At 46.3% G+C, this 24,296-nt stretch carries 15 protein-coding genes; 11 read left to right on the plus strand and 4 right to left on the minus strand.

The features are described 5' to 3' along the window. The first annotated feature begins 26 nt into the window (after positions 1 to 26). Positions 27 to 3,500, plus strand: a complete 3,474-nt coding sequence (dnaE, locus tag L5M11_RS03650) for a DNA polymerase III subunit alpha (RefSeq protein WP_263191382.1) — start codon at positions 27 to 29, stop codon at positions 3,498 to 3,500. A gap of 41 nt (positions 3,501 to 3,541) precedes the next feature. Then, entirely contained in the window at positions 3,542 to 4,981 is a 1,440-nt protein-coding gene (tilS, locus tag L5M11_RS03655; protein ID WP_263191384.1) for a tRNA lysidine(34) synthetase TilS, read from the plus strand. 140 nt (positions 4,982 to 5,121) lie between these two features. On the opposite strand, the gene L5M11_RS03660 is transcribed toward tilS, so the two are convergent. Beyond that, the gene (locus L5M11_RS03660; protein WP_263191385.1) at positions 5,122 to 6,012 is read right to left on the minus strand and encodes a GGDEF domain-containing protein; all 891 of its coding nucleotides are present in this window, start codon (positions 6,010 to 6,012) and stop codon (positions 5,122 to 5,124) included. A gap of 171 nt (positions 6,013 to 6,183) precedes the next feature. Between L5M11_RS03660 and L5M11_RS03665 the strand changes: the two genes are divergently transcribed. Further along, positions 6,184 to 8,130: a monovalent cation:proton antiporter family protein gene (locus L5M11_RS03665; RefSeq protein ID WP_212600036.1), complete on the plus strand. Its 1,947-nt coding sequence runs from the start codon at positions 6,184 to 6,186 to the stop codon at positions 8,128 to 8,130. Between the two features lie 110 nt (positions 8,131 to 8,240). Here the strand turns inward: L5M11_RS03665 and L5M11_RS03670 are convergent, their stop codons facing one another. Next, positions 8,241 to 8,450, minus strand: a complete 210-nt coding sequence (locus L5M11_RS03670; RefSeq protein ID WP_006080998.1) for a cold-shock protein — start codon at positions 8,448 to 8,450, stop codon at positions 8,241 to 8,243. 567 nt (positions 8,451 to 9,017) lie between these two features. Here L5M11_RS03670 and L5M11_RS03675 point away from each other — a divergent pair. From L5M11_RS03675 to L5M11_RS03710, 8 genes are all read left to right on the plus strand, one after another. Further along, a complete protein-coding gene (locus tag L5M11_RS03675; RefSeq protein WP_263191387.1) occupies positions 9,018 to 10,892 on the plus strand; it encodes a DUF885 domain-containing protein in 1,875 nt (624 codons plus the stop codon). Between the two features lie 261 nt (positions 10,893 to 11,153). Continuing rightward, positions 11,154 to 14,375 (plus strand): DEAD/DEAH box helicase, encoded by a 3,222-nt coding sequence (locus L5M11_RS03680; RefSeq protein WP_263191388.1) that lies wholly within the window; start codon positions 11,154 to 11,156, stop codon positions 14,373 to 14,375. Positions 14,376 to 14,425: 50 nt separating this feature from the next. After that, positions 14,426 to 15,190, plus strand: coding sequence for a phosphatase (locus L5M11_RS03685; protein ID WP_263184664.1), 765 nt, complete (start codon positions 14,426 to 14,428; stop codon positions 15,188 to 15,190). Positions 15,191 to 15,196: 6 nt separating this feature from the next. Further along, positions 15,197 to 16,306 carry a dTDP-4-dehydrorhamnose reductase gene (gene rfbD / locus L5M11_RS03690; RefSeq protein ID WP_263184662.1) on the plus strand — a complete coding sequence of 370 codons (1,110 nt, stop codon included), beginning with the start codon at positions 15,197 to 15,199 and terminating at the stop codon, positions 16,304 to 16,306. A 357-nt stretch (positions 16,307 to 16,663) separates the two neighbouring features. Next, entirely contained in the window at positions 16,664 to 17,470 is an 807-nt protein-coding gene (gene cysQ / locus L5M11_RS03695) for a 3'(2'),5'-bisphosphate nucleotidase CysQ (RefSeq protein ID WP_219250189.1), read from the plus strand. 61 nt (positions 17,471 to 17,531) lie between these two features. Then, positions 17,532 to 18,449 carry a fructokinase gene (gene mak, locus L5M11_RS03700; protein WP_263191390.1) on the plus strand — a complete coding sequence of 306 codons (918 nt, stop codon included), beginning with the start codon at positions 17,532 to 17,534 and terminating at the stop codon, positions 18,447 to 18,449. Between the two features lie 218 nt (positions 18,450 to 18,667). Beyond that, complete coding sequence (locus tag L5M11_RS03705; protein WP_263160919.1) at positions 18,668 to 19,369, plus strand: YdcF family protein; 702 nt, start codon at positions 18,668 to 18,670, stop codon at positions 19,367 to 19,369. Between the two features lie 57 nt (positions 19,370 to 19,426). Next, positions 19,427 to 20,110: a DUF2982 domain-containing protein gene (locus L5M11_RS03710; protein WP_212600041.1), complete on the plus strand. Its 684-nt coding sequence runs from the start codon at positions 19,427 to 19,429 to the stop codon at positions 20,108 to 20,110. A 105-nt stretch (positions 20,111 to 20,215) separates the two neighbouring features. Here L5M11_RS03710 and L5M11_RS03715 read toward each other — a convergent pair whose 3' ends face one another. Together L5M11_RS03715 and L5M11_RS03720 are read right to left on the minus strand one after the other, a co-directional pair. Further along, a complete protein-coding gene (locus L5M11_RS03715) occupies positions 20,216 to 22,513 on the minus strand; it encodes an OmcA/MtrC family decaheme c-type cytochrome (protein ID WP_263191391.1) in 2,298 nt (765 codons plus the stop codon). A 495-nt stretch (positions 22,514 to 23,008) separates the two neighbouring features. After that, positions 23,009 to 23,983, minus strand: a complete 975-nt coding sequence (locus L5M11_RS03720) for a LysR family transcriptional regulator (RefSeq protein ID WP_263191392.1) — start codon at positions 23,981 to 23,983, stop codon at positions 23,009 to 23,011. Positions 23,984 to 24,296: the final 313 nt, after the last annotated feature.

Consider the following 24,296-nt stretch of genomic DNA (forward strand, 5'->3'; position numbering starts at 1 on the left):
CCTGCTATTCAAAGATAATCCTAATTATGTCCGATCCTCGTTTTGTGCATCTTCGTGTCCACAGTGACTTCTCTATGACCGATGGCGTGGCCAAGGTCAAGCCTATTTTGGCGCAGGTGGAAGCGCAGGGAATGGCCGCGGTCGCCTTGACTGACCAAAATAACTTTTGTGGTTTGGTGAAGTTTTACAGTGGTTGCCATGGTGCGGGGATCAAGCCGATTATTGGTGCCGATTTTTGGATGCAAGTGCCTGGATTTGAAGGTGAATTATGCGCCTTAACCATCATTGCGATGAACAATGTCGGTTATCAGAATCTGACCCAAATCATCAGTCAAGCCTATTTGCGTGGCCAAGTGGCCGGCCGTGTAGTGATAGACCAAGAGTGGTTACTCACTTATAACGAAGGCATTTTGCTGTTATCGGGCGCCAAAGAAGGCGATCTGGGTAAGGCACTGCTCAAGGGCAATGGCACACAAGTCGAATCTTTATGCGACTTTTATCAGACTCATTTCACTGACCGTTATTTCCTCGAACTTATCCGCACAGGTCGCCCCGATGAAGAGCGTTATCTGCATATGGCTGTGGCCTTAGCGCAGGAGAAGGGCATCCCTGTGGTGGCTACTAATCAGGTGGTGTTTCTTAAACCCGAAGATTTTGATGCCCACGAAATTCGGGTGGCAATTCACGATGGCTTTACCCTTGCCGATCCTCGCCGACCTAAAAAATACAGTGAACAGCAGTATTTGCGTAGCGAAGAGGAAATGTGTGAACTATTCGCCGACATTCCTGCGGCGTTGGCGAACAGTGTCGAAATCGCTAAACGCTGTAATGTAACGATCCGTTTGTACGAATATTTCCTGCCCAACTTCCCGACGGGTGATATGTCCATCGAAGACTTTCTGGTTGATTGTTCGAAGCAGGGCCTTGAAGAGCGGCTCGAGTTTTTGTTCCCTGATCCTGAGGTGCGCGCCGAGAAACGCGGCGAATACGATGAGCGCCTCGACATTGAACTTAAAGTGATCAACCAGATGGGGTTCCCCGGTTACTTCTTGATCGTAATGGAGTTCATCCAATGGGGTAAAGATAACGGTATTCCAGTAGGGCCTGGTCGTGGCTCGGGCGCGGGTTCACTCGTGGCCTATGCGCTTAAGATTACCGACTTAGACCCATTGGAATTTGACTTACTGTTCGAGCGATTCCTCAACCCTGAGCGGGTTTCTATGCCCGACTTTGACGTCGACTTTTGCATGGATAGACGTGATGAAGTGATCGACCATGTGGCCGAATTGTACGGTCGCGAAGCGGTATCGCAAATCATCACTTTCGGGACTATGGCGGCAAAAGCGGTTATTCGCGATGTTGGCCGTGTGCTGGGTCATCCCTATGGCTTCGTTGACCGAATTTCTAAACTCATTCCACCAGAACCTGGGATGACCCTGGCAAAAGCGTTTGAGGTCGAGCCAGCCCTGCAAGAATCTTATGATGCCGATGAAGACGTAAAAGATCTGATTGACATGTGCCGCAAGCTCGAAGGTGTGACGCGTAACGCGGGCAAACACGCGGGTGGTGTGGTGATTGCACCGACAAAAATTACCGATTTTGCGCCGCTCTATTGCGACGCAGAAGGTAAAAACCCAGTAACACAGTTCGATAAAAACGACGTCGAAACCGCAGGGCTGGTTAAATTCGACTTTTTGGGTTTACGTACTTTGACAATCATCGACTGGGCACTGGAGATGGTGAATAAGGTCGAGGTCAAAAATGGTCGCCCACCGGTGCGCATCGAAGCGATTCCGTTAACGGATGCGGCATCTTTCCGCTTGTTGCAAAAATATGAAACCACAGCGGTATTCCAGCTGGAATCCCGCGGTATGAAGGATTTGATTAAGCGTCTGCAGCCCGACTGTTTTGAAGACATGATCGCACTGGTGGCATTGTTCCGCCCTGGGCCTTTGCAATCGGGCATGGTAGATAACTTCATCGAGCGTAAGCATGGGCGCGAAGAAGTGTCTTATCCCGATTCACAGTACCAGCATGAATCACTAAAAGAACTGCTATCGCCGACCTACGGTATTATTCTGTATCAAGAGCAAGTGATGCAGATTGCACAGGTGTTATCGGGTTACACCCTTGGCGGCGCCGACATGTTGCGCCGTGCTATGGGTAAGAAAAAGCCCGAAGAGATGGCCAAGCAGCGCAGTATCTTTAAAGAGGGCGCAATCAATAACGGCGTCGACGGCGACTTGTCGATGAAGATCTTCGACTTAGTGGAAAAGTTCGCCGGCTACGGTTTTAACAAATCTCACTCAGCCGCCTATGCGCTTGTGTCTTATCAGACCTTATGGCTAAAAACCCATTATCCTTCGCAGTTTATGGCGGCGGTAATGTCGGCCGATATGGACAACACAGATAAAATTGTGACTTTGGTCGATGAATGCGAGCGTATGGGATTACCGCTCATTCCTCCGGATGTGAACAAAGGCTTGTTCAAATTTACCGTCGATGATGATTTGCGCATTGTTTATGGCATTGGCGCCATTAAAGGCGTGGGTGAAGGTCCAGTTGAATCGATTTTAGAGGCGCGTAAAGATGGCCCCTTCGTGGATTTATTCGATTTCTGTGCCCGTATCGATTTGAAAAAGCTCAATAAGCGCGTGATTGAAAAGCTGATCTGCGCGGGCGCACTCGATACTCTAGGGCCGCATCGTGCGTCTATGATGGCAACCTTGCCCGAAGCGATTCGGGCTGCTGATCAACATGCCAAAGCCGAGGCGATTGGCCAACACGATATGTTTGGTTTGCTCAACAGTGAACCCGAAGACAGTAAGCAGCAGTTTGTCGAATGTACCCCATGGCCAGATAAAATTTGGCTCGAAGGCGAGCGCGAAACCTTAGGCTTGTATTTGACTGGTCATCCGATCAATCAATATTTAAAAGAGCTTAAGCATTACACGTCCGGTCGTTTGAAAGATGTGCATCCCACCGAACGGGGTAAAACCGCTAAGGCTGCGGGGTTAGTGGTGGCAACGCGAGTGATGCTGACCAAGCGCGGCTCGAAAATGGGCCTGTTGACACTCGATGATAAGAGCGCACGTCTTGAAATCATGTTGTTTACCGAAGCCTTTGAAAAATTTAATCATCTGCTGGAGAAAGACCGCATCCTCATTTGTGAAGGTGAGGTGAGTTACGATGATTTTGCCGGCGGCAACCGCATGACGGCGCGTAACATCATTGATATCAGTGAGGCGCGCAGCCACTTTGCCAAGGCGCTGGAAATTGATATGGATGGCAGCGAGTTAACGCCATCGGCGTTAGACACTTTCGAGCAAGCCCTAAGCCCGTGGCGTAACGGTGCTGTGCCTGTGGTGATCAATTACACTCAAGCTCAAGCCAAAGGTCAGTTTAGGTTAGCCGATGCTTGGCGAGTGAATCCGACCGATGACTTGATGCTCTCGCTCGAATCGTTACTCGGGCCAAACAAGGTGAGAATTTTATTCTAATGTTGGCGAATGTCTTAGGTGTAAACAGATGAAGTTAACTTATGTCGGCTAAGCGTGACGAAGCATTGACTGCTGGCGATCTCAGCGCGCATATCTGTGATTTTTTGGCTGCGCAATCCTTAGCGCCTGACAGCAAGTTAGTACTGGCTTACAGTGGTGGGGTTGATTCTGAAGTCTTGGCCTTTGGTTTAAGCCAGTTTGCACGGACACATCCGGAGTTTAATTATCAGCTAGTGTATGTACACCATGGCCTAAGTGATAACGCTGAGGCTTGGGCACAGCATTGCCTTGAGCGGGGCCAGCATTACGACCTGCCCGTGACGGTTGAGCGAGTCACGGTTAATCGTGGGCCAAGATTGAGCCTTGAAGCTGAAGCGCGCAAAGTGCGTTATCAGGCGATTGAGCGGCATTTAAGTGCCAATGATGTGTTGCTGACAGCTCACCATGAAGACGATCAGCTTGAGACTATTTTATTGGCGCTGAAACGTGGTCAAGGCCCGAAAGGGCTGGCGGCCATGGGGCAAGTACAAGCATTAGCACAAGGCAAACAATTGCGGCCGTTATTGGATATCAGCCGTGAGCAGATTGAAGCCTACGCAAAACAGCAGGGCTTAGTGCATATTGAAGATGAAAGTAATCAAGACGATAAGTACGATCGAAATTTTTTACGCTTAGAAATTATTCCCCGCTTAAAAGCGCGTTGGCCGAGTATTGCGACAACTGCGAGTCGAAGTGCGGCATTGTGCGCCGAACAACAGGCGACGCTGGATTTACAGGTGAGTGAACGTTTACCTTTATGGTTAACCCAAGCGCCTTACCATACTCAAAATGTATTCAAGCTCGATGGTTTTGCTGAACAGTCAGCCGACTGGCAAGCGTTACTCTTACGTGGCTTTATTGAATCCCAAGGTTTTGCTTTGCCCTCAAAGGTGCAGCTTAAGCAAATCATCACTCAGCTTCTTAACGCGAAAGACGATGCTAAAGTGCATATTCGAGTGGGTGAGTGTGAAATCCGCCGCTTTGCTAATCAAGTCTATTTATTCAAGTATCAAACTTACAAACGTCACACTCAGCCTGTGAGTTGGACCTTGCCACAGCATGACTTTATTTCTTTATTACAGGGAGATAGTACCGAATTAGTCGTGTCGCCTGCGGGCTTAGCGAATGGTGAGCAGATTAGGCTGATAGTGACAAAACAAGGTCCCAGAGTCCGCTTACCTTGGCCTGATGAAGTGGTCAGTGTGCGTTATCAACTAGCGGGACAATTTCGCTGCCACCCGTATTCTCGGGGTAAGGGGCGAGAATTAAAGAAACTGTGGCAAGAGTTTGCCATTCCGCCTTGGGTACGCGAAAAGGTGGGGTTTGTGTTTTATGGCGAGCAACTGGTGATGGCAATTGGGCTGTGGGTTGAAAAGGGCTTTATTGTTGAGTCGAATGGACTTGGTTTACAGGTGTTTGTTGAGGGAGCAAAGGAATTCTAGTCGAGAGTTAATCTTGGAATATTGGTGTGTTCTAGGAAAGCGAGAGGAGAGTGGAACGCAGCGCGTCAGTTTGATTTAGACCTTTATGGGGTACGCGCTGCGAGTGAGTTATCGCATTTCATTTGGCATCCCTGCGCGTGTTAAACTAATTGATTTTGGCTGAGTTTATAGCAGTTACGTCCGGCGGCTTTGGCTTGATAAAGCGCCTTATCGGCAAGTTCATAAAGTTGTTCGGTTTCAATGGTATCGTGTGATTCTGCCGCCCCTAAACTACAGCTCACCCCAAATTGATTGAAACTACTGTGCTGATTGATTACCGAGACAATCCGTTCACATAACAAGCCAGCCGCATGAATATTGCCTTGGACAATAATGACGAATTCATCACCACCAATCCGGAAGGCTTGATCTGTATTGCGTATGGTTGCACGAATGATGTCACCAAATTCCTTCAGAATATAGTCACCACATTTATGGCCGAATTTATCATTAAGTTGTTTAAAGTTATCAAGATCGAGCACTATGAGAGCGACGGCTCCTTGTTTTCGATGGGCTCTTGCGGTCGCATTGCTGAGACTCTGACTGTAATAATGGCGATTGCCTAAGCCAGTGAGTGAGTCAAACATAGCTTGCATCGACATTTCTTGATATTGCAACGCATTTAATAAAGGTTGCAATAACAGCGGTTCAATATCCTGTAAGTTTGAGGTTTGTGATGGCGTAAATGGCGTCACCAGTTGGTACTGAATCGTTAATGGCATTCCTGCACACATGAGCTGTCGTTTGACGCTGATACCATAACGTTTGCCCCAGCTGAATTTGTGCTCTCCATAGGTTAAGCGCACGCCTTGGATCGGCAAGTGTTGTCCCAGCACTTTGCCATAGCAGGCAAAGACTGTCCTAGGATCTAAACTGGCATGCAGTTGTTGGATCACTTGTATCAAGTCCAATGGATTATCATTGGGACTATAATGTTCTGTTTGATAGCGATATTCGTCGGGATACAGCTCGGTCGCTAGGCCAAAGTCCATAATCATCACTCCAGCAAATGTTAGTGCGATACATCTCTAACCTAGTCTAAGCAAATACCGTGCCGCAATATTTGTTAATAAAATTTGTCTTTGTTAGTCATTCAGTTAAGCTTAAAACTCAGCGTTAGATTTTTTGACACGTCAGCATTTTGACAGGAGTCATAGCCCCCAATGGAACATAGCTTTTTAATCCAAGTATTACTTATGCTCGTGATTGCCATTGTGGCCATTGCTGTGCTGCGTCGTTTGGGCCTACCCGCAATTCTGGCTTATTTACTCACAGGAGTTGTGAGTGGCCCGAGTGGTTTTCATTGGTTTACCCAGCATCAAATGCAATCTGTCGCCGAGCTTGGCGTTGTGCTGCTGATGTTTACCTTAGGCTTAGAGTTCTCTGTGCCGCGGCTGTGGGCCATGCGCCGAACTGTATTTGGCTTAGGCAGTGCGCAGATGGTGATCACGACCCTGTTGACCATGGGTGTTGCCCTATTGTGCGGCCTGAATTGGGTTGAAGCCTTGGTTATCGGTGCAGCCATCGCGTTGTCATCTACTGCTATAGTCCTTAAATTACTCAATGAACAGGGATGGCTGAGGCGCCGCCATGGCGAACTCTCCGTCAGCGTGCTTTTGTTCCAAGATTTAGCGGTTGTGCCGTTGTTGATCCTATTGCCATTACTGGCCAATGGCGGCGAACCTTTGATGGTCGCGGACATCGCCTTTGCCTTGCTCAAAGGCATATTGGCTTTTTTCCTCTTAATGGCGTTTGGTAAGTGGGCACTGCCGCGGATATTTGATGAGGTTGCGCGTTCTCGCTCCAATGAGCTGTTTGTATTATCGACCTTAGTCGTTGCGCTTGTCACTGGGGCTTTTACTCAGTGGCTAGGATTATCTATGGCGCTGGGGGCATTTATGGCGGGTATGCTGCTGGGAGAAAGCCAGTACCGCCGCCAACTTGAGGCGGATATACGACCGTTTCGTGATCTATTGATGGGGCTGTTTTTCATCTCCATTGGCATGATGCTGGACTTTACCTTAGTGATGCGTTTCTGGTGGCAGATACTGCTGATCTTAGTGGCGGTTGTGCTAGGTAAGGCGCTGATCATTCATGGCATTTTAAGATTAGTAGGCGAGCCTTTTCGAATTGCGATGAGTACGGCTATGAGCTTAGCCCAAGTGGGGGAGTTCAGTTTTGTGGTATTGGCTTTAGCGGTCAACTATCAACTTTTAAATAATGAGATCAGTACCATATTAGTCATGGTCGCCGTGCTTTCCATGGCAATAGCTCCTTGGTTAGTTCGTCATAGTGTGGATATTGCTAAATGGGCGCTGGGGATCCGTCAGGCAAAGCATGTGGATGAAGCTGTGCCATTGATGATGGATGATCATGAGCTGGTGATGATTTTTGGTTACGGCCGAGTAGGACAAACCATTGCCCGTTTTTTAAAAACTGAAGCTGTACCTTATCTGGTATTGGATCTCGATCCAACGCGCGTCACTGAAGCGCGTCGTGCTGGCGAACCTATTTATTTCGGTGATGTGTGTAAACGGGCAATTTTAAAACAAATGGGCGTTAAACAGGCTAAGATGATCGTTATCACTTTTTGTGAGTCACGTAGTTTAGAAGAAGTCTTACCTTTATGTAAGTTATTGGCACCAGAGGCTAAAATTTTAGTTAGAACTAAAGACGACAGCGATCTAGACTTGCTTAAAAAGGCGGGAGCTAATCAAGTGATCCCTGAGTCTTTAGAGGGGAGCTTGATGTTAGTATCGCAGGTATTACACCAATGTGGTGTGCCATTGGCACGGATCCTAAAACGGCTAGAATCTGAGCGGCGCAATCATTATCAATTTTTACACGGCTTCTTTTCCGGCACAGAAACTGATTTTACTTTAGAGTCATTGCATGCGGTGGCATTACCGCGTGGGGCTGATGCGATTGGTAAAACCGTTGCCGATATCCTGTGGGAAACACTGAAAGTAGAGCTAAGGGCGATTCGTCGCAATGGCGCTGAAGTGGAACATCCTGAGCAGGACTGGGTTTTTCGTGCAGGGGATATCTTACTGATAGTGGGTAAGCCACGACGACTTGAGAAAGCTGAGGCTAAGCTCCTACATGGCTAAAGGCCTGAGGTTCACTCTTTTGAGATGGATGAAAATGCAGATATAAAAATGCCGACATAGTGTCGGCATTTTTGTCTGGAACTTGTTAACTTAAATTAGACAAAGTCTAATTACAGAATAACTACGTTCGCAGCTTGAGGACCTTTTTGGCCTTGTTCGATGTCAAAAGAAACCTTTTGACCTTCAGCAAGAGTTTTAAAGCCTTCTGAAACGATTGCGCGGAAATGAACGAATGCGTCAGCGCCACCATTGTCAGGAGAAATAAAACCAAAACCTTTATCTTCGTTAAACCATTTAACTACACCAGTAGTTTTAGACATGAATGTCTCCAAAATTTTCAAACAAATAATTCGCAATTATGCGGTATGTTAGCCAGAAATAGAATTATTTACATTGATGATAAGTTATGAGTGGAAAGCTTCATGACAGCAAAAAAAATATTACAGGCGTAGCGAAGGTTTTCAAATACATAATATTGCTTATAAATAGGTCTGAATCACAGGCCGGAGTGCAGATTAACATACTCTAGGGGTTTGTATAGTTTTATTTTTAAATACTTCTCATATTGAAACTGCTTTTTTGCGACTTATTGAGTGCGGAATTAGATATAACTCTTAATATTCAAAGCAATAGGTTTTATGTTTGATTGTTATCTAGTGTAAAAGTTTTTTTATGTTTGCCACGACTGACTTGCGATTAACCTTTTAATCCGTTCCATGAGGTTTAAATGCGGGCTTGTATGCTTAGGTAAGGATTCTGTCATGATTCGTTACGTTATTGAATTGTTGCTTATTTGTGGTTAATGGTATTCTCGTCATTCAATAAAAACGTGCTTGAGCTATGGATTCAGGGCGATAACTTTAGATTGAATATAATAAGAATGGAGAATGACGTTGAAAACAGTACTAAAACGGATTGGACTCGGCAGCTTAGTCTTAGTGCTGTTATTAGTGGCGCTGGCCGCCCATGAATGGTTTGCGAAAAAGCCGTTTTTCTTTCGCGCATTTCTAGATCGAAGTGTGGTCAAGATGGCTTTCGAAAGCCCAGAGACCTTGACTTCATTGGGATTCTTGGAATCGTTAGGGATTACAGGCCATAACGCCGAGTTGGATGACGATAGTCCAGAGGCGATGGATAAGACTTTCGCGCAAGTGCGAGATCTGCGTGAAACCCTATTGAGCTATTCCGATGCGGATTTAGATGAAAATCAACGTATCTCCAAGGATATTGCCTTATATCTTGCCGATTTCGCGCTGATCTCTGAGCCGTATCGTTACCATAACTATCCGCTGAATCAGTTGTTTGGCGTGCAAAACGGGTATCCCAGCTTTATGCAGGCGCAGCACCAAGTGCATTCTGTGGGCGATGCAGAAAACTATCTGTCGCGTTTACAAAAGGTGAAACTTAAGTTTTCGCAAACTCTCGAAGGCTTAAAAATCCGTGAAGCTAAAGGGATTATTCCGCCTAAGTTCGTGATTGAGCGTGTTCTGACCGAGATGAATGAGTTTGTCGCGACGCCGATTCAAGACAATATTCTCTACAGTTCATTTAAAACTAAATTGGCTGACACGGATATCAGTGCCGATGAGCAAGCACGGTTATTGGCAGCGGCGGAAGCGGACATTAAAGGTTACGTGCATCCAGCGTATCAATTATTTATCGACTACCTTACCCAGCTACAAGCCAAAGCTGGGACGGATGATGGTTATTGGGCGCTGCCAAATGGCAACCTTGCCTATGAGCAATTGCTGAAGTTCTTCACGACCACCAATTACACTGCTGATGAAATCCATGCCAAAGGGCTCGCTGAGGTGGATCGCATTCAAAGTGAAATCATGACTATCTTCGCCGCGGAAGGTTACGATGTGAGCCAAGGTTTCTCGGTCGCGATTGAAGCATTAGCCGCCGATCCTAAATTTTACTACGAGGATAGCGATGCGGGTAGGGCGCAAATCTTGGTTGATTATCAACATATTCTTGATGAAGTGAATGCGGGACTCGATGATGCCTTCCGTATTCGACCCGAAGCGGGCATGGAAGTGGTGCGAATTCCTGAGTTTAAAGAGAAAACGGCACCGGGTGCCTATTATCAGCAGCCCGCGATTGACGGTAGCCGTCCAGGGCGTTTCTATGCAAATTTATATGACATCAAGGCCACGCCTAAATACGGTATGCGCACTTTAGCCTACCACGAGGGGATCCCTGGGCATCATTTCCAAATTGCAGTGGCGATGGAGTTAGAAGGTATGCCACTGATTCGTAAGATGGCGCCTTTTACGGCGTACATTGAAGGTTGGGCTTTATATAGCGAACGTTTGGCGTGGGAGCTCGGTTTTCAAAAGGATCCCTTTGATAATATCGGTCGTCTGCAGGCTGAGTTGTTCCGCGCTGTGCGTCTAGTGGTGGATACGGGTATTCATCATAGTCGTTGGACTCGCGAGCAAGCGATTGACTATATGAAGAAAAATACTGGCATGTCCGATCGCGATATCACGGCTGAGATTGAGCGTTATATCGTTATGCCAGGTCAAGCGACGGCTTATAAAGTCGGTATGATGAAAATTCTCGAACTGCGCGAAAAAGCCAAGTTGGCCTTAGGTGATAAGTTCGATCTCAGGGATTTCCACGATGTAGTTCTGAAGAATGGTGCAGTTCCTTTGGATATCTTAGAAACATTAGTCGATCGCTACATTGCTGATAAAAAAAGTGCTGATACAAAAAATGCTGAGGCCAAAGCCACAGACGCTAAAGCGCAAGTTTAGCATTTGGTTGTAGCAGTTAACGCTCACTCATTGATAATAATTGATATTTATCAATTACTTTTCTCTCGATAAAGCCCATACCCTGTCTGCGAATAAGTGTGTTCTCTTATTTTGCAGGCTGGGTGGGTTTATCGATAGAGGCTATCATTCTGGCTTTCGGCCAAGGCTTTCAATACAATCCCACACAACTTATTGATAAATGTCGCGCGGCAATGGCTTGCTATTGCTCGGAGTTGATATTTTTAGTTTCAAGGTTTTTACATGAATCGCTTGTCCCCCCAAGATCCTATCCAATTGACTCGAACCACGATTGAGTCATTATTCACGCCGCCAACCTTAATGCGTGCCCGTGATTATGTGATGAAGGGACGGGTGTTGAGCGCCAAAGCGAACGCCGATTTTCGTCATATTGAAGGTCGTGTCATGGGGACGGAATCCCAGCCCTATCGGCAGGATATTCGCCTTGTCAGCATGAACCATAAGTTGATCATGAATGGCTTCTGTTCATGTCCCGCCACTGGGCATTGCAAACATATTGCTGCCGTACTTTACAGTTTACTGAGTGATAGAACCGTTGAAGATCAACGTATTGCTCAGTGGTTACATCTGCTAGACGAAAGTGATGATCTCACGGTTTCAAATGTTGATCTACTCTACGACGATCGCGTGCTGTACGTGTTATCTAAAGATGATAACGGTGTCTTTCTTGAGCTAAGAAAAGGCAAGTTGGCGAAGAATGGTGGCTATAACAAAGGCTCGAAAATCGCTTTATCCGACGTGCAATATTACATGCCCGCTTGGATTGGCGCTGAAGACGTGCTCATCATCAATCTCATCATGTCAACCCGTCGCCATGGTGCCTCGCGTCTGTATCTTAAAGCTCAGTTAGGTGCCATGGCACTGGAAAAAATGCTCGTCACTGGGCGGTGTTTTTGGGAGGAGAGCCGTTTACCGCTCACCCGAGGTGAAGCGAGCAAGCCTGAATTCATTTGGTTAGATAAGGATGCCGAGCATAAACAAATGCAGTTAATGCTGCCCAATAAAGACAATTGGGAGCTTATCCCCTGTGAGCCACCGACTTATATTGATTTAGATTATTTTAAAGTGGGCGCATTAGACACAGAGATCAGTGTTGAAAAGCTGTTATTACTCAGTCAGATGCCGCCAGTGCCTAGCTCTCAGATTGAACTGGTGAGCCACAAACTGATTAAGCATTTTTCGGCGAAAACGGTACCTACGCCTGCTTTGATTGATTTTGTCGAGCTGCAAGTGCCGCTTCAAGTTAGGTTGACCTTAACCTCGCAGGATTTACCTGAGTTTGCTATGGCGCAGCCATTAGTGCTGCTGGAATTTGTCTATCAAGATGTGGTGCTCGGCGGCCAATATCCCGACGAGCCCTTGTCCTTAGTCACTCATCAAGGCAAAACCTATCAAGTCGCGCGTCAACTCGATGCGGAAATGGATGCGATTAATCGTTTGATGGCATTGGAACTGGTGGAGCTTGCGCCTTCTTTTATCCCTAACAGTGGCAGCTATGTCAGTATTTGGGGGTTAGGTTCACTGCCTGAAACGATTGATGCTTGGTTGCACTTTATTCAACAGGAAATCCCGGCGCTAGAGGCTTTAGGTTACCAAGTACATTTTGCCGACAATTTCAGCTTAAATGTCATTGATACTCCGCTGGCGATTGAGCTGGATGATACGCAAGAGGGCTGGTTTTCTCTGTCACTGAATGCTGACATTGATGGTCAAATAGTGCCTATGTTGCCTTTAATTGCCACTTGGCTTAAGCAGTACGGTGAGCCCGCCGATGATGCAGAACTGCTGTTACCAAGCCCAAATGGTGATTGGTTAAAAGTCAAAGCCAGCGTGATTAAGCCGCTGATCAGCATTATTTTAGAACTGTTCGATAGCCACAAAGGCAACAGCGTGTCTTTGCCTAAATACCGTGCCCACCTATTAAATGATTTTGCCGACATTGATATTCGTTTGCTTAATGGTGAACGAGTGCGCAGTTTAGCGACTAAGCTCGAAAATTTTAACGGTGTGTTAGAGGTCACAGTCCCAGACAACTTAAATGCTGAGTTACGCCAGTATCAACAGCAAGGCTTAAATTGGCTCTGTTTCTTAAAGGAATATCAGCTTGGCGGTATTTTGGCCGATGATATGGGGCTGGGTAAAACCATTCAAACCTTGGCTTTTTTACTTAAGCAGCAAGAACTAAAATCCACGGTGGCAAGTTGTTCACCGAGTTTAATTATTTGCCCAACGAGCTTGGTGGGTAATTGGGCGAAAGAAGCCGCGAAATTTGCGCCATCGTTAAAGCTAGTCGTTATTCATGGTGCTTTACGCAAGCCTTTGCTCGAACGCTTAAATGAGTTTGATATTGTGGTGACGACCTATCCGCTGATTGTGCGCGACAGTGACTATTATCAACGGCAGGTGTTTGAACATATCGTGCTGGATGAAGCGCAGCAGATAAAAAATGCGCAGGCGAAAGTGACTCAAGTGATTAAAGATCTTAAAGCGCCGTTTAGATTGTGCCTGTCGGGTACGCCGCTTGAAAATCACTTAGGCGAACTTAAGTCCTTGATGGATTTTAGTTTGCCAGGATTACTCGGCACGAATGCCTTCTTTAACAAATCCTTTAGGCACAAAATCGAACGTTATGGCGATATGGAGCAAGCGCAAATCTTGAGTCAGCGGATTGCGCCTTTTGTGTTGCGTCGAACCAAAGATGAAGTGGTCGGTGAATTACCCCCTAAAACCGAAATTTACCAGAGTTTAGAGTTAGAAAAAGATCAGCGTAATCTCTACGAGAGTATTCGACTGGTGATGGAGAAAAAACTGCGGGATTTATTTGCCACTCAAGGCGTTGGTAGCAGTCATATCGAGTTTCTTGATGCCTTACTTAAGCTACGCCAAGCTTGCTGTGATCCGCGCTTGGTGAAGTTAGAGCAAGCGCAGAAAGTGAAGAATAATGCTAAGTTAGACTGGCTAAAACAGAACTTGCCCGAGATGGTGCAAGAGGGGCGTAAGATATTGATTTTCAGCCAGTTCACTAGCATGCTCAGCTTGATTGAAGCTGCGTTGGTGGACCTGGGGCTCGATTACAGTAAACTCACAGGACAAACTCGCCTGCGCCAAGCGCAGATAGATAAGTTCCAAGAGGGCGATACGCCTGTGTTCTTAATCAGCTTAAAAGCGGGCGGAACTGGGCTCAATCTCACCGCGGCGGATACTGTGATCCACTATGATCCCTGGTGGAATCCGGCGGCGGAAAAACAGGCTACGGATAGAGCCCATCGTATCGGCCAAGATAAGCCCGTGTTTGTCTATAAGCTGATTGCTGAAGGTACAGTAGAAGAGAAAATCCAAGAAATGCAGCAGCATAAGCAAAGTCTGGCGGACAGTATTCTCGAAGGTAAAGGCAAGGGCACATGGCAAGGAAGCGCCGATGAACTGTTATCGCTCTTTAGCTAAATCGTGGCCAGTTTTTCTAAATTGATTGAATCATTTGACTGAGGTGAACCATGCAGTACCAAGTCGACACTCATACCCATACTGTGGCGTCGAGCCATGCTTATAGCACGATTCATGACTACTTAGCGGTGGCAAAGCAGAAGGGGATTCGCCTATTTGCCACCACAGATCATGGGCCTGCGATGGCCGATGCGCCGCATTTTTGGCACTTTGTGAATTTAAGAGTTTTGCCACGTATGGTTGATGGCGTCGGGATTTTGCGGGGTATCGAAGCTAATATCAAAAATATCGACGGCGAGATTGATTTCTTTGGTGATTATTTAAAGCAGCTCGATATTGTGCTCGCAGGATTTCATGAACCCGTCTATCCTCCGTCAGATAAAGCAACTCACACAGAGGCCATGATTAATACGATTAAGAGCGGCAAGGTTGATATCATTACTCATCCAGGTAATCCAGCCTATCCAATTGATATTGAAGCTGTTGCCCGCGCCGCTGCCGAATACGGTGTGGCGCTCGAAATTAACAATTCCTCCTTTGAAGTTTCCCGTAAGGGCAGCGAAGCCAATTGCACTGCGATTGCCAAAGCGGCCAAGGAATTTGGCACGATTTTAGTTATGGGCTCTGATTCCCATGTGGCTTTTAGCTTAGGCGGTTTTGCGCGGGCGCAAGCGATTATCGATGAAGTGGCTTATCCGCCATCAAGATTACTCAATCGTAGCCCTTCAGCACTCTTGGCCTTTTTAGCCGCCCGTGGCCATGAAACCGTTGCTGATTTGATCCCCCTATTCAGTGACGATGAGCCATGCTGTTGATTAGTGATGAAAATAGTGGCAACTAAAGTGACGCCACTTCAATGCGGGGCGGTGAGTGCCACAGACGCTAACACTCCTCAAGTGGTGTTAATCACTGGTGCGAAGAGTCAGCTCGCTCAGGCCTTGCTGAGAGTCGCTGCCGATATTGGCGAGCTAGCCCCAAATACCAGCACAAGTACAAACTCAGTCGCACCAATTAAGCTTTATGCGCTAAGTCGCAGTCAGTTAGACATAACCGATGCCGCCAATATTGCCGCCGTATTTGATCAATATCGACCAAGCTGGGTGATCAATTGTGCGGCCTATAATGCGGTCGATGCTGCTGAGCATGATGCAATCGAAGCGAATCGCGTGAATGCACTCGGCCCTGAGTTATTGGCGCAGCAATGTTGGCTGTCGGGGGCGCGCTTACTGCATGTGTCGAGCGATTATGTGTTTGGTGGTCATGCTGTTCGTGATGTTAGAGAAACTGGCGCTGAACCGTATCAAAATCCAGACTCAGCTCCAAATCATTTACCAAGGCCATTTGTTGAACTTGATGCTCCCGAGCCGTTGTCAGCTTACGGTACGAGTAAGTTGCTCGGCGAGCAGAAAGTATTGGCGGTTCTGGGCGAGGATGCAACTATTGTGCGTACCTCATGGCTCTACGGTCAAGATGGGCATAATTTTGTCCAAACCATGCTGAACTTGATGCGCACTCAACCAAGATTGCAGGTGATAGTCGATCAAATCGGCTGTCCGACGTGGAGTGATGCACTCGCTAAGGTGATTTGGCAATTAGTCATACAACAGTACTCGGGCGTATTTCATTACAGCGCTCAAGGCCAATGCAGTTGGTATGAATTTGCCTCTGAAATCCAGCGACAAGCCCTAGCGCTCAATCTGTTAAGTCAACCTGTGGTTATCCAGCCGATTACCAGCGCTCACTATGCTAAACAAGCATTGAATCGCGGCGTGAGTTTGGCAAAAAGACCGAGTTATAGCGTGTTGAATCGTGCCAAAGTACAGTCCGCTTTGGCTGTCAATACCGCACTGCCTATGCCTGATAACGTCGTATGGCAAGATTGGCGTCAGCAACTGAATTGCATGTTGCGACGCTATCATGACGACAATTAACATGACTCACATTTGGGTTTAGGCAGTTTTAATCAGGCGTTAAGCGTTTACGTCATCGCAGTGATTAACACTTTCGAAAACAATAAGCTCGCCAATAATCAGATTTAAGCGACGGCTTTAGACTATCAATATGAAAACATGAGCTGTGAATACGAATGCAACTGGACTTAAGCCTCTTCTCAGCGCCAATGGCTTACCTTAGTATCGTAATCACTTTGTTTATCTGTGGTTTTGTGCACCGCGGTTTAAGCTGCGAGTCTTAGTCTATTTTGCTTGATGTATGATGAATTTGTTCTAAATTCCCCTTGGATGACAATGGCATAATGCCAAGATATTTAATGCATTAAGGAAGTTTCAGTGACAGACAAGACGACAATAGCGCAGACATTGACCAAACAAGATCTACTGCAAGTGGTCGCGATTGCCAAAGCCGCAGGCGATGCCATTATGACGGTTTATGGTCAAGATGACTTTTCGGTGAGCCATAAGGGGGACGATAGCCCTGTGACGGCGGCCGATTTAGCCGCGCACCACGTGATAGTGGCAGCATTGGCAAAGCAGTTTGTCGGTATTCCTATTATGTCTGAGGAAGCGGCGGATATCGCGTGGGACGTGCGTCGTCAATGGCAAACCTATTGGTTGATTGATCCTTTAGATGGCACTAAGGAATTTATTAAACGCAATGGCGAGTTTACCGTCAACATTGCGCTTATCCATCAAGGGGTTGCTATCGCAGGTGTAGTATATGCGCCTGTGCTCGATACGTATTATTACGGTGCTAAACATTTAGGTGCGTGGCGCCAACGAACGGGTCAAGAGAGTCCCTTATTGGGGGCCAACACGCCACGCGAAATGCCGATGATTGTCGGCAGTCGCTCGCACTTGAGCCCAGGCTTAGCGCAATATTTACAACAGTTTGGTGAGCATGACATCTTAAGCGTGGGTAGCTCGCTTAAGTTTTGTATGTTGGCTGAAGGCAGTGCCGATCTGTACCCCAGACTTGGCCCAACCAGCGAATGGGATACTGCGGCGGCGCAAGCTGTACTCGAAAGTGCAGGCGGTACAGTTGTCTGTTATGACTCAGGTGAACCATTAACTTATAATCAAAAACCTGACATTTTAAACCCTTACTTTATTGCCACAGCTCCTGGCTGGGTAAAATAACGATTGCCTTGCATCAATCTCACTTGATGAAAGGGCAAGCTAAACACTGGAGTGGTAATTCATGATGCGCATGGGCGTCGATTTAGGTGGAACAAAAATAGAATTAGTCGCACTGAGTGATGAGGGCAATGAGCTATTTCGCAAACGTGTGACGACGCCACGTGACTATCAGGGCACGCTTACTGCGGTGGTTGATTTAGTTAAGGAAGCGGAAGCGACTCTTGGCGAGAAAGGCACTGTCGGCGTGGGTATTCCTGGTGTGGTATCGCCCTATTCAGGTTTAGTCAAAAATGCTAACTCGACGTGGATCAATGGTCAGCCCCTCGATGTACATTTAGGGGAATTGTTGCAGCGTGAAGTGCGGGTTGCCAATGATGCAAACTGTTTTGCGGTATCAGAGGCGGTCGATGGGGCAGCCGCTGGCGCTTCTGTGGTGTTTGGCGTGATTATTGGTACTGGTTGTGGCGCGGGTGTGGCAATTAACGGCAAAGTTCACGGTGGTGGTAATGGTATCGGCGGTGAATGGGGTCATAATCCTTTGCCTTGGATGACTAAGGAAGAGTTCAATACCACCCGATGCTTCTGTGGCAATCCCGATTGTATCGAAACCTTTATCTCTGGCACTGGCTTTGTGCGTGATTATAATGCGGCTTTGACGGCTGCGGGTACAGTGCGCGCTGCTGCCAAATCAGGTGCCGATATTATGTTGTTAGTCGATGGAGGTGACGCCATTGCGGTTGCTGCATTTGATCGTTATATGGATAGACTCGCTCGTTCACTCGCCCATGTGATCAATATGCTCGATCCCGATGCCATAGTGTTGGGCGGCGGAATGTCGAATGTCGCGGCGATTTACCCAAGATTACCGGCATTGCTGGCCCATTATGTGGTGGGGCGTGAGTGTCATACGCCTGTGGTGCAGAATCTATACGGTTGTTCATCGGGAGTGCGCGGTGCCGCTTGGTTGTGGGAAAAGTGATCCATTATTGAGGATATAAACTCCACCAGTGAACTCATTACGCTATGAAATCAACGTCTAGTGATATCAGAGTCTTGTAAACAATAGCCTAGTAAAACGCTGGGCTAGTTTTATGTGCGATGTGTTCCCCCCGTATTTTGATGCTATGATTGCGCTCCTTTGGATTGCTTGGCATGGACATCATGTTTTGGGTTAAGAAAGTTGTTTCACAGGGGATGATGCCGATTCCCTTTATCCTATTGTTATTACTGATTTCTTTTCTAGTATGGCGCCGTCGCAGTATGGCGAAATACTTAGTATCCTGCGCTTTTTTTCTCTTACTGTTTTTAAGCAGTCAACTGAGTGTGAATACCTTAGTGCGGCCGTTAGAATCAGCTTACCCGATTAATTCCACGCCCATCGCAGGCGCTTGTTTTGTGATGGTATTAGGTTCAGGGCATGCTGATATAGCGGGAGCGACGGCGGTGCAATCCTTATCGGACGTCGCCCTTACAAGGTTAACTGAAGGAATTCGGCAACTTAAGTTGGGTCAAGAGTGTATGTTGATCGTCAGCGGCTGGGGTGGTGAACTCACTCAATTTTCCCATGCTGAAATGATGGCTAAAGCCGCGGTAGAGCTAGGTGTTGATAAAAGCCGAATTATTCAATTTCCACTGGCGCGCGATACGATAGAAGAAGCGCAATACTTAAAGTGGGAGTTAGGGGAGGAGCCCTTTCGCTTAGTCACATCGGCCACTCATATGCCAAGGGCGATGGCTATTTTCGCCGCTAAAGGCTTACACCCCGATGCTGCCCCAACGGATTTTATTGGCCGAGATGATTTTTGGTGGCGGTTAACCGCCGATAATTTAGTGGCTTCTCAACGGGCGATTCACGAATACATTGGCCGTTTGTGGTTATGGATAAAGGCCGTAAGTTAAAGGTGTGGTTTGCCAAGTTCAGTCTAAAGATAGTGAGTTTTAACAGGAAGATGAACAATGACAATTGAGTCAGAAATAGTATCTGTGCGTCCTTTATCGAAACGAAATGGGTTAACCTTAACTTGGCTGGGAGGCTTAAGTCTGGTGCTGGGTTTGGGACTGTTTCTGACGTGGCCGGCCTTGTTTGCTGTCGGTTTGATGTTTTTTAGTTTGGGCGCTATTTCACTCATTCTCGGTTTAGCCAAGGTGTATGAGCCGGAAACGACTCTAGCACTAGATGACAAGGGGCTGACCTATTTTCATCGCCGCGGCAAAGTGGCTATCGATTGGGATAATATTCAGCGGGTCGATATTCCGCGGGTGACTAATGGTTTAGATACTATAGAGTTATCTTATTTAGGCATTAAACTGAAACATTTAAATCCCATTCTCGATAATATTTCCCTGCGTCTAGCAACAGGATTATTAACTGAACAGCGACCTTTGCTGGTGACAGCTGCCTCTCAAGATGCAGACTTAGCGACTTTAGAAACTTATCTCGGCGCTGAGTTTGGCCCTTTAGTGATAGAAGGGGATCGTTATCGTGGCGTATTGGCTATGTTTGGGCATCGCTGCGTGATGTTAGATACGCGTTTAGGGTATCACTTGTATATTCCCCATGACAGTTTAGATAGGGAACCTAAGGACTTTATTAAGTTACTTAGACAACGTATTGCACAATGTAGCCGCTCAGCTGGTTAAATCTACAATCTCAATTGAAGATCATCAGCAATAAAAAAGGGACCCTAGGGTCCCCAATGAGTTGCAGAGATAAAGTTTGGGTTGTGCAGGGGCAACCCAAAGGTACTAGTGTGCTACCTCTGCGTGTACCTTATCTACACCGTAGGTTTTACCTTCAGCATGACAAGTTGCGCAAGATTCTACTGGTAAGTTAGGATCTGTCATTGCGTCAGCTTCAACCACAGCACCGTTACTTCTAAAGTGAGCGACAGCCGCTGCATCAGAGTGAGCGTGACAGCTACGGCATGATTCAGCTACTGGGCTAATGTAGTTGCTACCCACTTTGATTGAACGTTTCTCAGAGGCTAAACCACCGTCAGTCGCAAACAGTTTTGCATCATCTTTGTGACAGGCAGAACATGCAGTTTCTGGTGATGGATAACCGACTAATTCACCATTGGCATCGCGGAAGATCCCTGCGATAACATCAAAGTTACCACTGTGGAAGCGGTGGGCGACGGTGAATAGGTCTTTGTTATTGAAAGTGACTTCTGGATTAATGACTTTGCTACCGTCTTCACCTTTAGAAACCACTGTTTTATGGCCTGATGCACCTGTTGTATCGTTGTGACAGTTCATACATTGATCAAAAGTGTAAGTTCCGTGTCTGGTGCCCTTGATATAATCTAAGGTGCCGTGACAGGCGTTACATTTTGCTTCTTCTACGGTAATTCGAGCAGGATCTGTCATTCGAGCTTTAACTACTGCAGAAGCATCTAAGCTATAGAATTTAACAGGAGCAGTGTTACCAATTGGATTTGTTGGGCCAAATTCAAGTCCTGTGGCATTACAGCTACTCACTTTACCTGCTTTGATACAGACGTTGGCTTCTGAACTGACGTAGATAGTACCTACAGCTTGGGCATCGGGAATATCTTTTACGAAGGTTAATACACCATTAGATAAGGTTCCATCTTTCAGTGTCAGAGCGATTGCTGTTGGTTTGACATCTCTCCAAGCGTAAACAGTACCATCAGTGGTTACGTTACCCAGTAATAAGCCGTTAGCCACAAACATACCAGTAGGGTTAGTTGTCGCGTTATATACTTTTAAATCGGTTCCGTTAGGAATTGCAGCGCCATTCATGGTCACATTGGCTTTTAATGTCAATGTTTTCATTCCAGGAGCTGCTGAAGTCACTACTGCAGCACTGGTAAAGTCAACTTTGAATAGGCTTGCATACTCAGCGCGTTTACCGACACTGTGTACAGCTTCAGGTGTTAAGCTACCGCTGCCATGGCAAGATTTACATTGAGTATCATCAGCTTGGGCTAAACCAAATTCTGAATGGTTTTCGCCAGTGGTGAAGTTCACATTGATATGACAACCCACACAAGCTTGTGCATAAATATTGGTGTTATAACTTGGTGCACCATCATGACAAGATTTACATTCTTTCAAATCAGATGGGAAACCAACTTCACCGAAATATTCTTTTGCTTCGCCACTTAAGCTGTCACTGATGTGATGACCTGCGTGGATCCTATGGATCATGGGAGCAAAATCAAATACCCAACCTTCGGCCAGTTGTGCGTCACTTGGAACGAGATCAGGGTTATGGCAAGTTACACAGTTTTTAACATCTTGGTAGTTATGGTGGGCTTCAATCTTCGCGATATGGCCGTCTACTTCACCGTGACAGTTTTTACATGCCGCACTAGATACTGTGTCTTTACCCGATACACCTAATTCATCTGTTGCAGGGATAAAATCAACGGGTACAGATAAAATCTTGTCAGATAGGACAACACCAGTACTATCGGCGATGTTGTAAGCACGTAAAAAGACTCTGTGTACTGCGTTTGGATTATCATTTGGATTAATGATTGGCGCTGCGCCACCATAAGTCCAAGTTGCTGTGTAAGTGCCTGGCGTTGCTGTATCTTCGGTTAAAGTACAAGCGTTTTTAGTTCCGTTCAGGCCGTTTAGAGTACAAGTTAACGAAGTGCCAGCGGCATTTGCCGTGGCATTATTTTGCCACTCAATCGGCGCGCCAGTACCTGAGGTGTTTTCATTTGCTGTTAAAGAATAAATTGCAATTTTATCCAGTCCTTTGAATGGGACTACTTTGCCTGCATTTTTACCCGTAACAGTAAATTTAACACTGAAGCCTTCACTGCTGGTCACTTTAATGTCAGCAGGACTTAACGTGAATGCCAGATCTGTAATGGATTGAGCTGTCGTTGCGAAGGAACCCGCAGGGGCTCCGGGTGTACCTGGTGTTCCGGGAGTGCCTGGTGTTCCGGGTGTACCTGGTGTGCCAGGTGCCCCATCTTGACCATCGCTTCCGTCCCCGCAGGCGGTAAGACTTAAGGTACTGACGAGAGCCAGTGCCAGTAGAGATTTATTGTAGTTTTTCATCATCGCGTCCCTTTTTCTATCTATAAGACTGCGTGTGCAGTGCCTCTAATATAGGAGGATTCATCTACTTATAAAGTGGTATTTGCAAATTTGTATCTGATATGTGAACGATGATTTAACACCTGTGAATGGTAATTCTAAACTTTGCATTTTGATATTTTAAATAGTGAAATTAAGCCGCTAGCCTATGATGTGTATCACAATTTCAATCTTTAAACTTAGGTCGAAATGATGAATTCATTTTCGGTTAAGCAAAATGAACGATGTTAAGAGAGCCTGAATCTTAAGTCGTTATCTTAAGGTTTTGAGCACAAAAGCAATGGGATAAGAGAGCGAGAATGGGGGGACGATATGGCATTTTAAAGTGATTGAATTGTGCCTTGCATAAATAGAAGCCATAGCCCAGTAAACCCACTTAACCCACTTAACCCACTTAACCCACTTAACATCCATGACGTAAGCTAGGTTGATGAACTTAGTGTGTAATCTATTTTTGTATTAGTGTGCTGGTTCGAGTGCGGCAAGTAAGGAGCGCACGACGAGATCACACTGGCTTTGGCTGTAACGCCGATGAACTGCAGGTTTCTCAATCAGATAATAATGTGGCGCCATCATAGTTTCGTGGAGTCTATTAAGCTCTGTGTCGCTAAGGCGCTCGAGATGTAATCCGGGCATATGTTTAACTGTGTGCATATCAATGCTGGAACAGAAAGCCACACTCTTCATGGTTAATAGATGGGCATACCATTCCTCCCTGTCTATCACTTTCTCTACTGTAGGCAGTAAGATACCTTGGCGCTGGCAAAATAATTCTAAGGGATCGATTTTACTGTTAAAGCCCTTGAGTTCTTGAAATAGAAACGGATGGCGACAAATTTGCTCTAAGGTAATATTCGTCTCAACGTCCCAAAGTGGGTGTTGCTTGGCTGCAACGATATAAATGCCATTGATTGAGCCAAGTTTGGTGTAACTTAATTCTTTATTTTCAGCACTTTCAAACGTAATCCCAAAATCAAGCGCACCTGCGTGGATCAACTCAGCGCTATTTTCCTGCCATTTATGTAAGCGTATTTGTCCTAGCTTTTGGGCAAGTTCAGGAGTACTTAACTGAGGCGCTAAAAAGCTTAGCAGGCCATTACAAGCAGCGATATGCAGCGGTAAGTCGGCATTGATGGCCGCATTTTGTATCTGGATTGCAGATTGTTCGAGGTGATAAACCGATTCAGTAAACTGGCAAATAGCAACGTAGAGACTTTCTGCTAAAGGCGTCGGTTTAAGCCCCTGTTGACGACGATAAAATAGTCCATCGTTAAAGGTTAGGCGTAATGCATTGAGGCAGCGGCTTATTTTGGGTGCAGAAACATCTAGCGCTTTGGCCGCGCTATTTGCGTGTCCAGTGTCGAAAATACTTTTAAATACAAGCAAGGTAAAAACATCGAGTTCACAGATCTGTTTTAGTAATAAGTTGCTCATTTTGTATTTTGCCCTGTATGAGTCTTAAATGTTTTTGCGGCGCTATTAGGGGAGTTCTGTGTCCTTGCGATTACCCGAACCACCGCGATCAAATATCATGGATACTAACTGCCAAGATTAACATTCAGCATGCGGATTAACTGTGATCCCTCTCGGTAAAATAACAATTATTTAACCATTGTAAAGGGGAGAGTTGGGGAGAGTTGGGGAGAGTTAGATGAGTAGGCGCTATGTTTAACATCAGGCGGAAAGGAATGATTGAGCTAAAAGAGTGAGTCAAAGTCTGCTCACCTAAGGCGGCGAGCAAACGATA

It is taken from the genome of Shewanella sp. SM87, from assembly GCF_025653705.1.
Classification (GTDB): Bacteria; Pseudomonadota; Gammaproteobacteria; order Enterobacterales; family Shewanellaceae; genus Shewanella; species Shewanella oncorhynchi.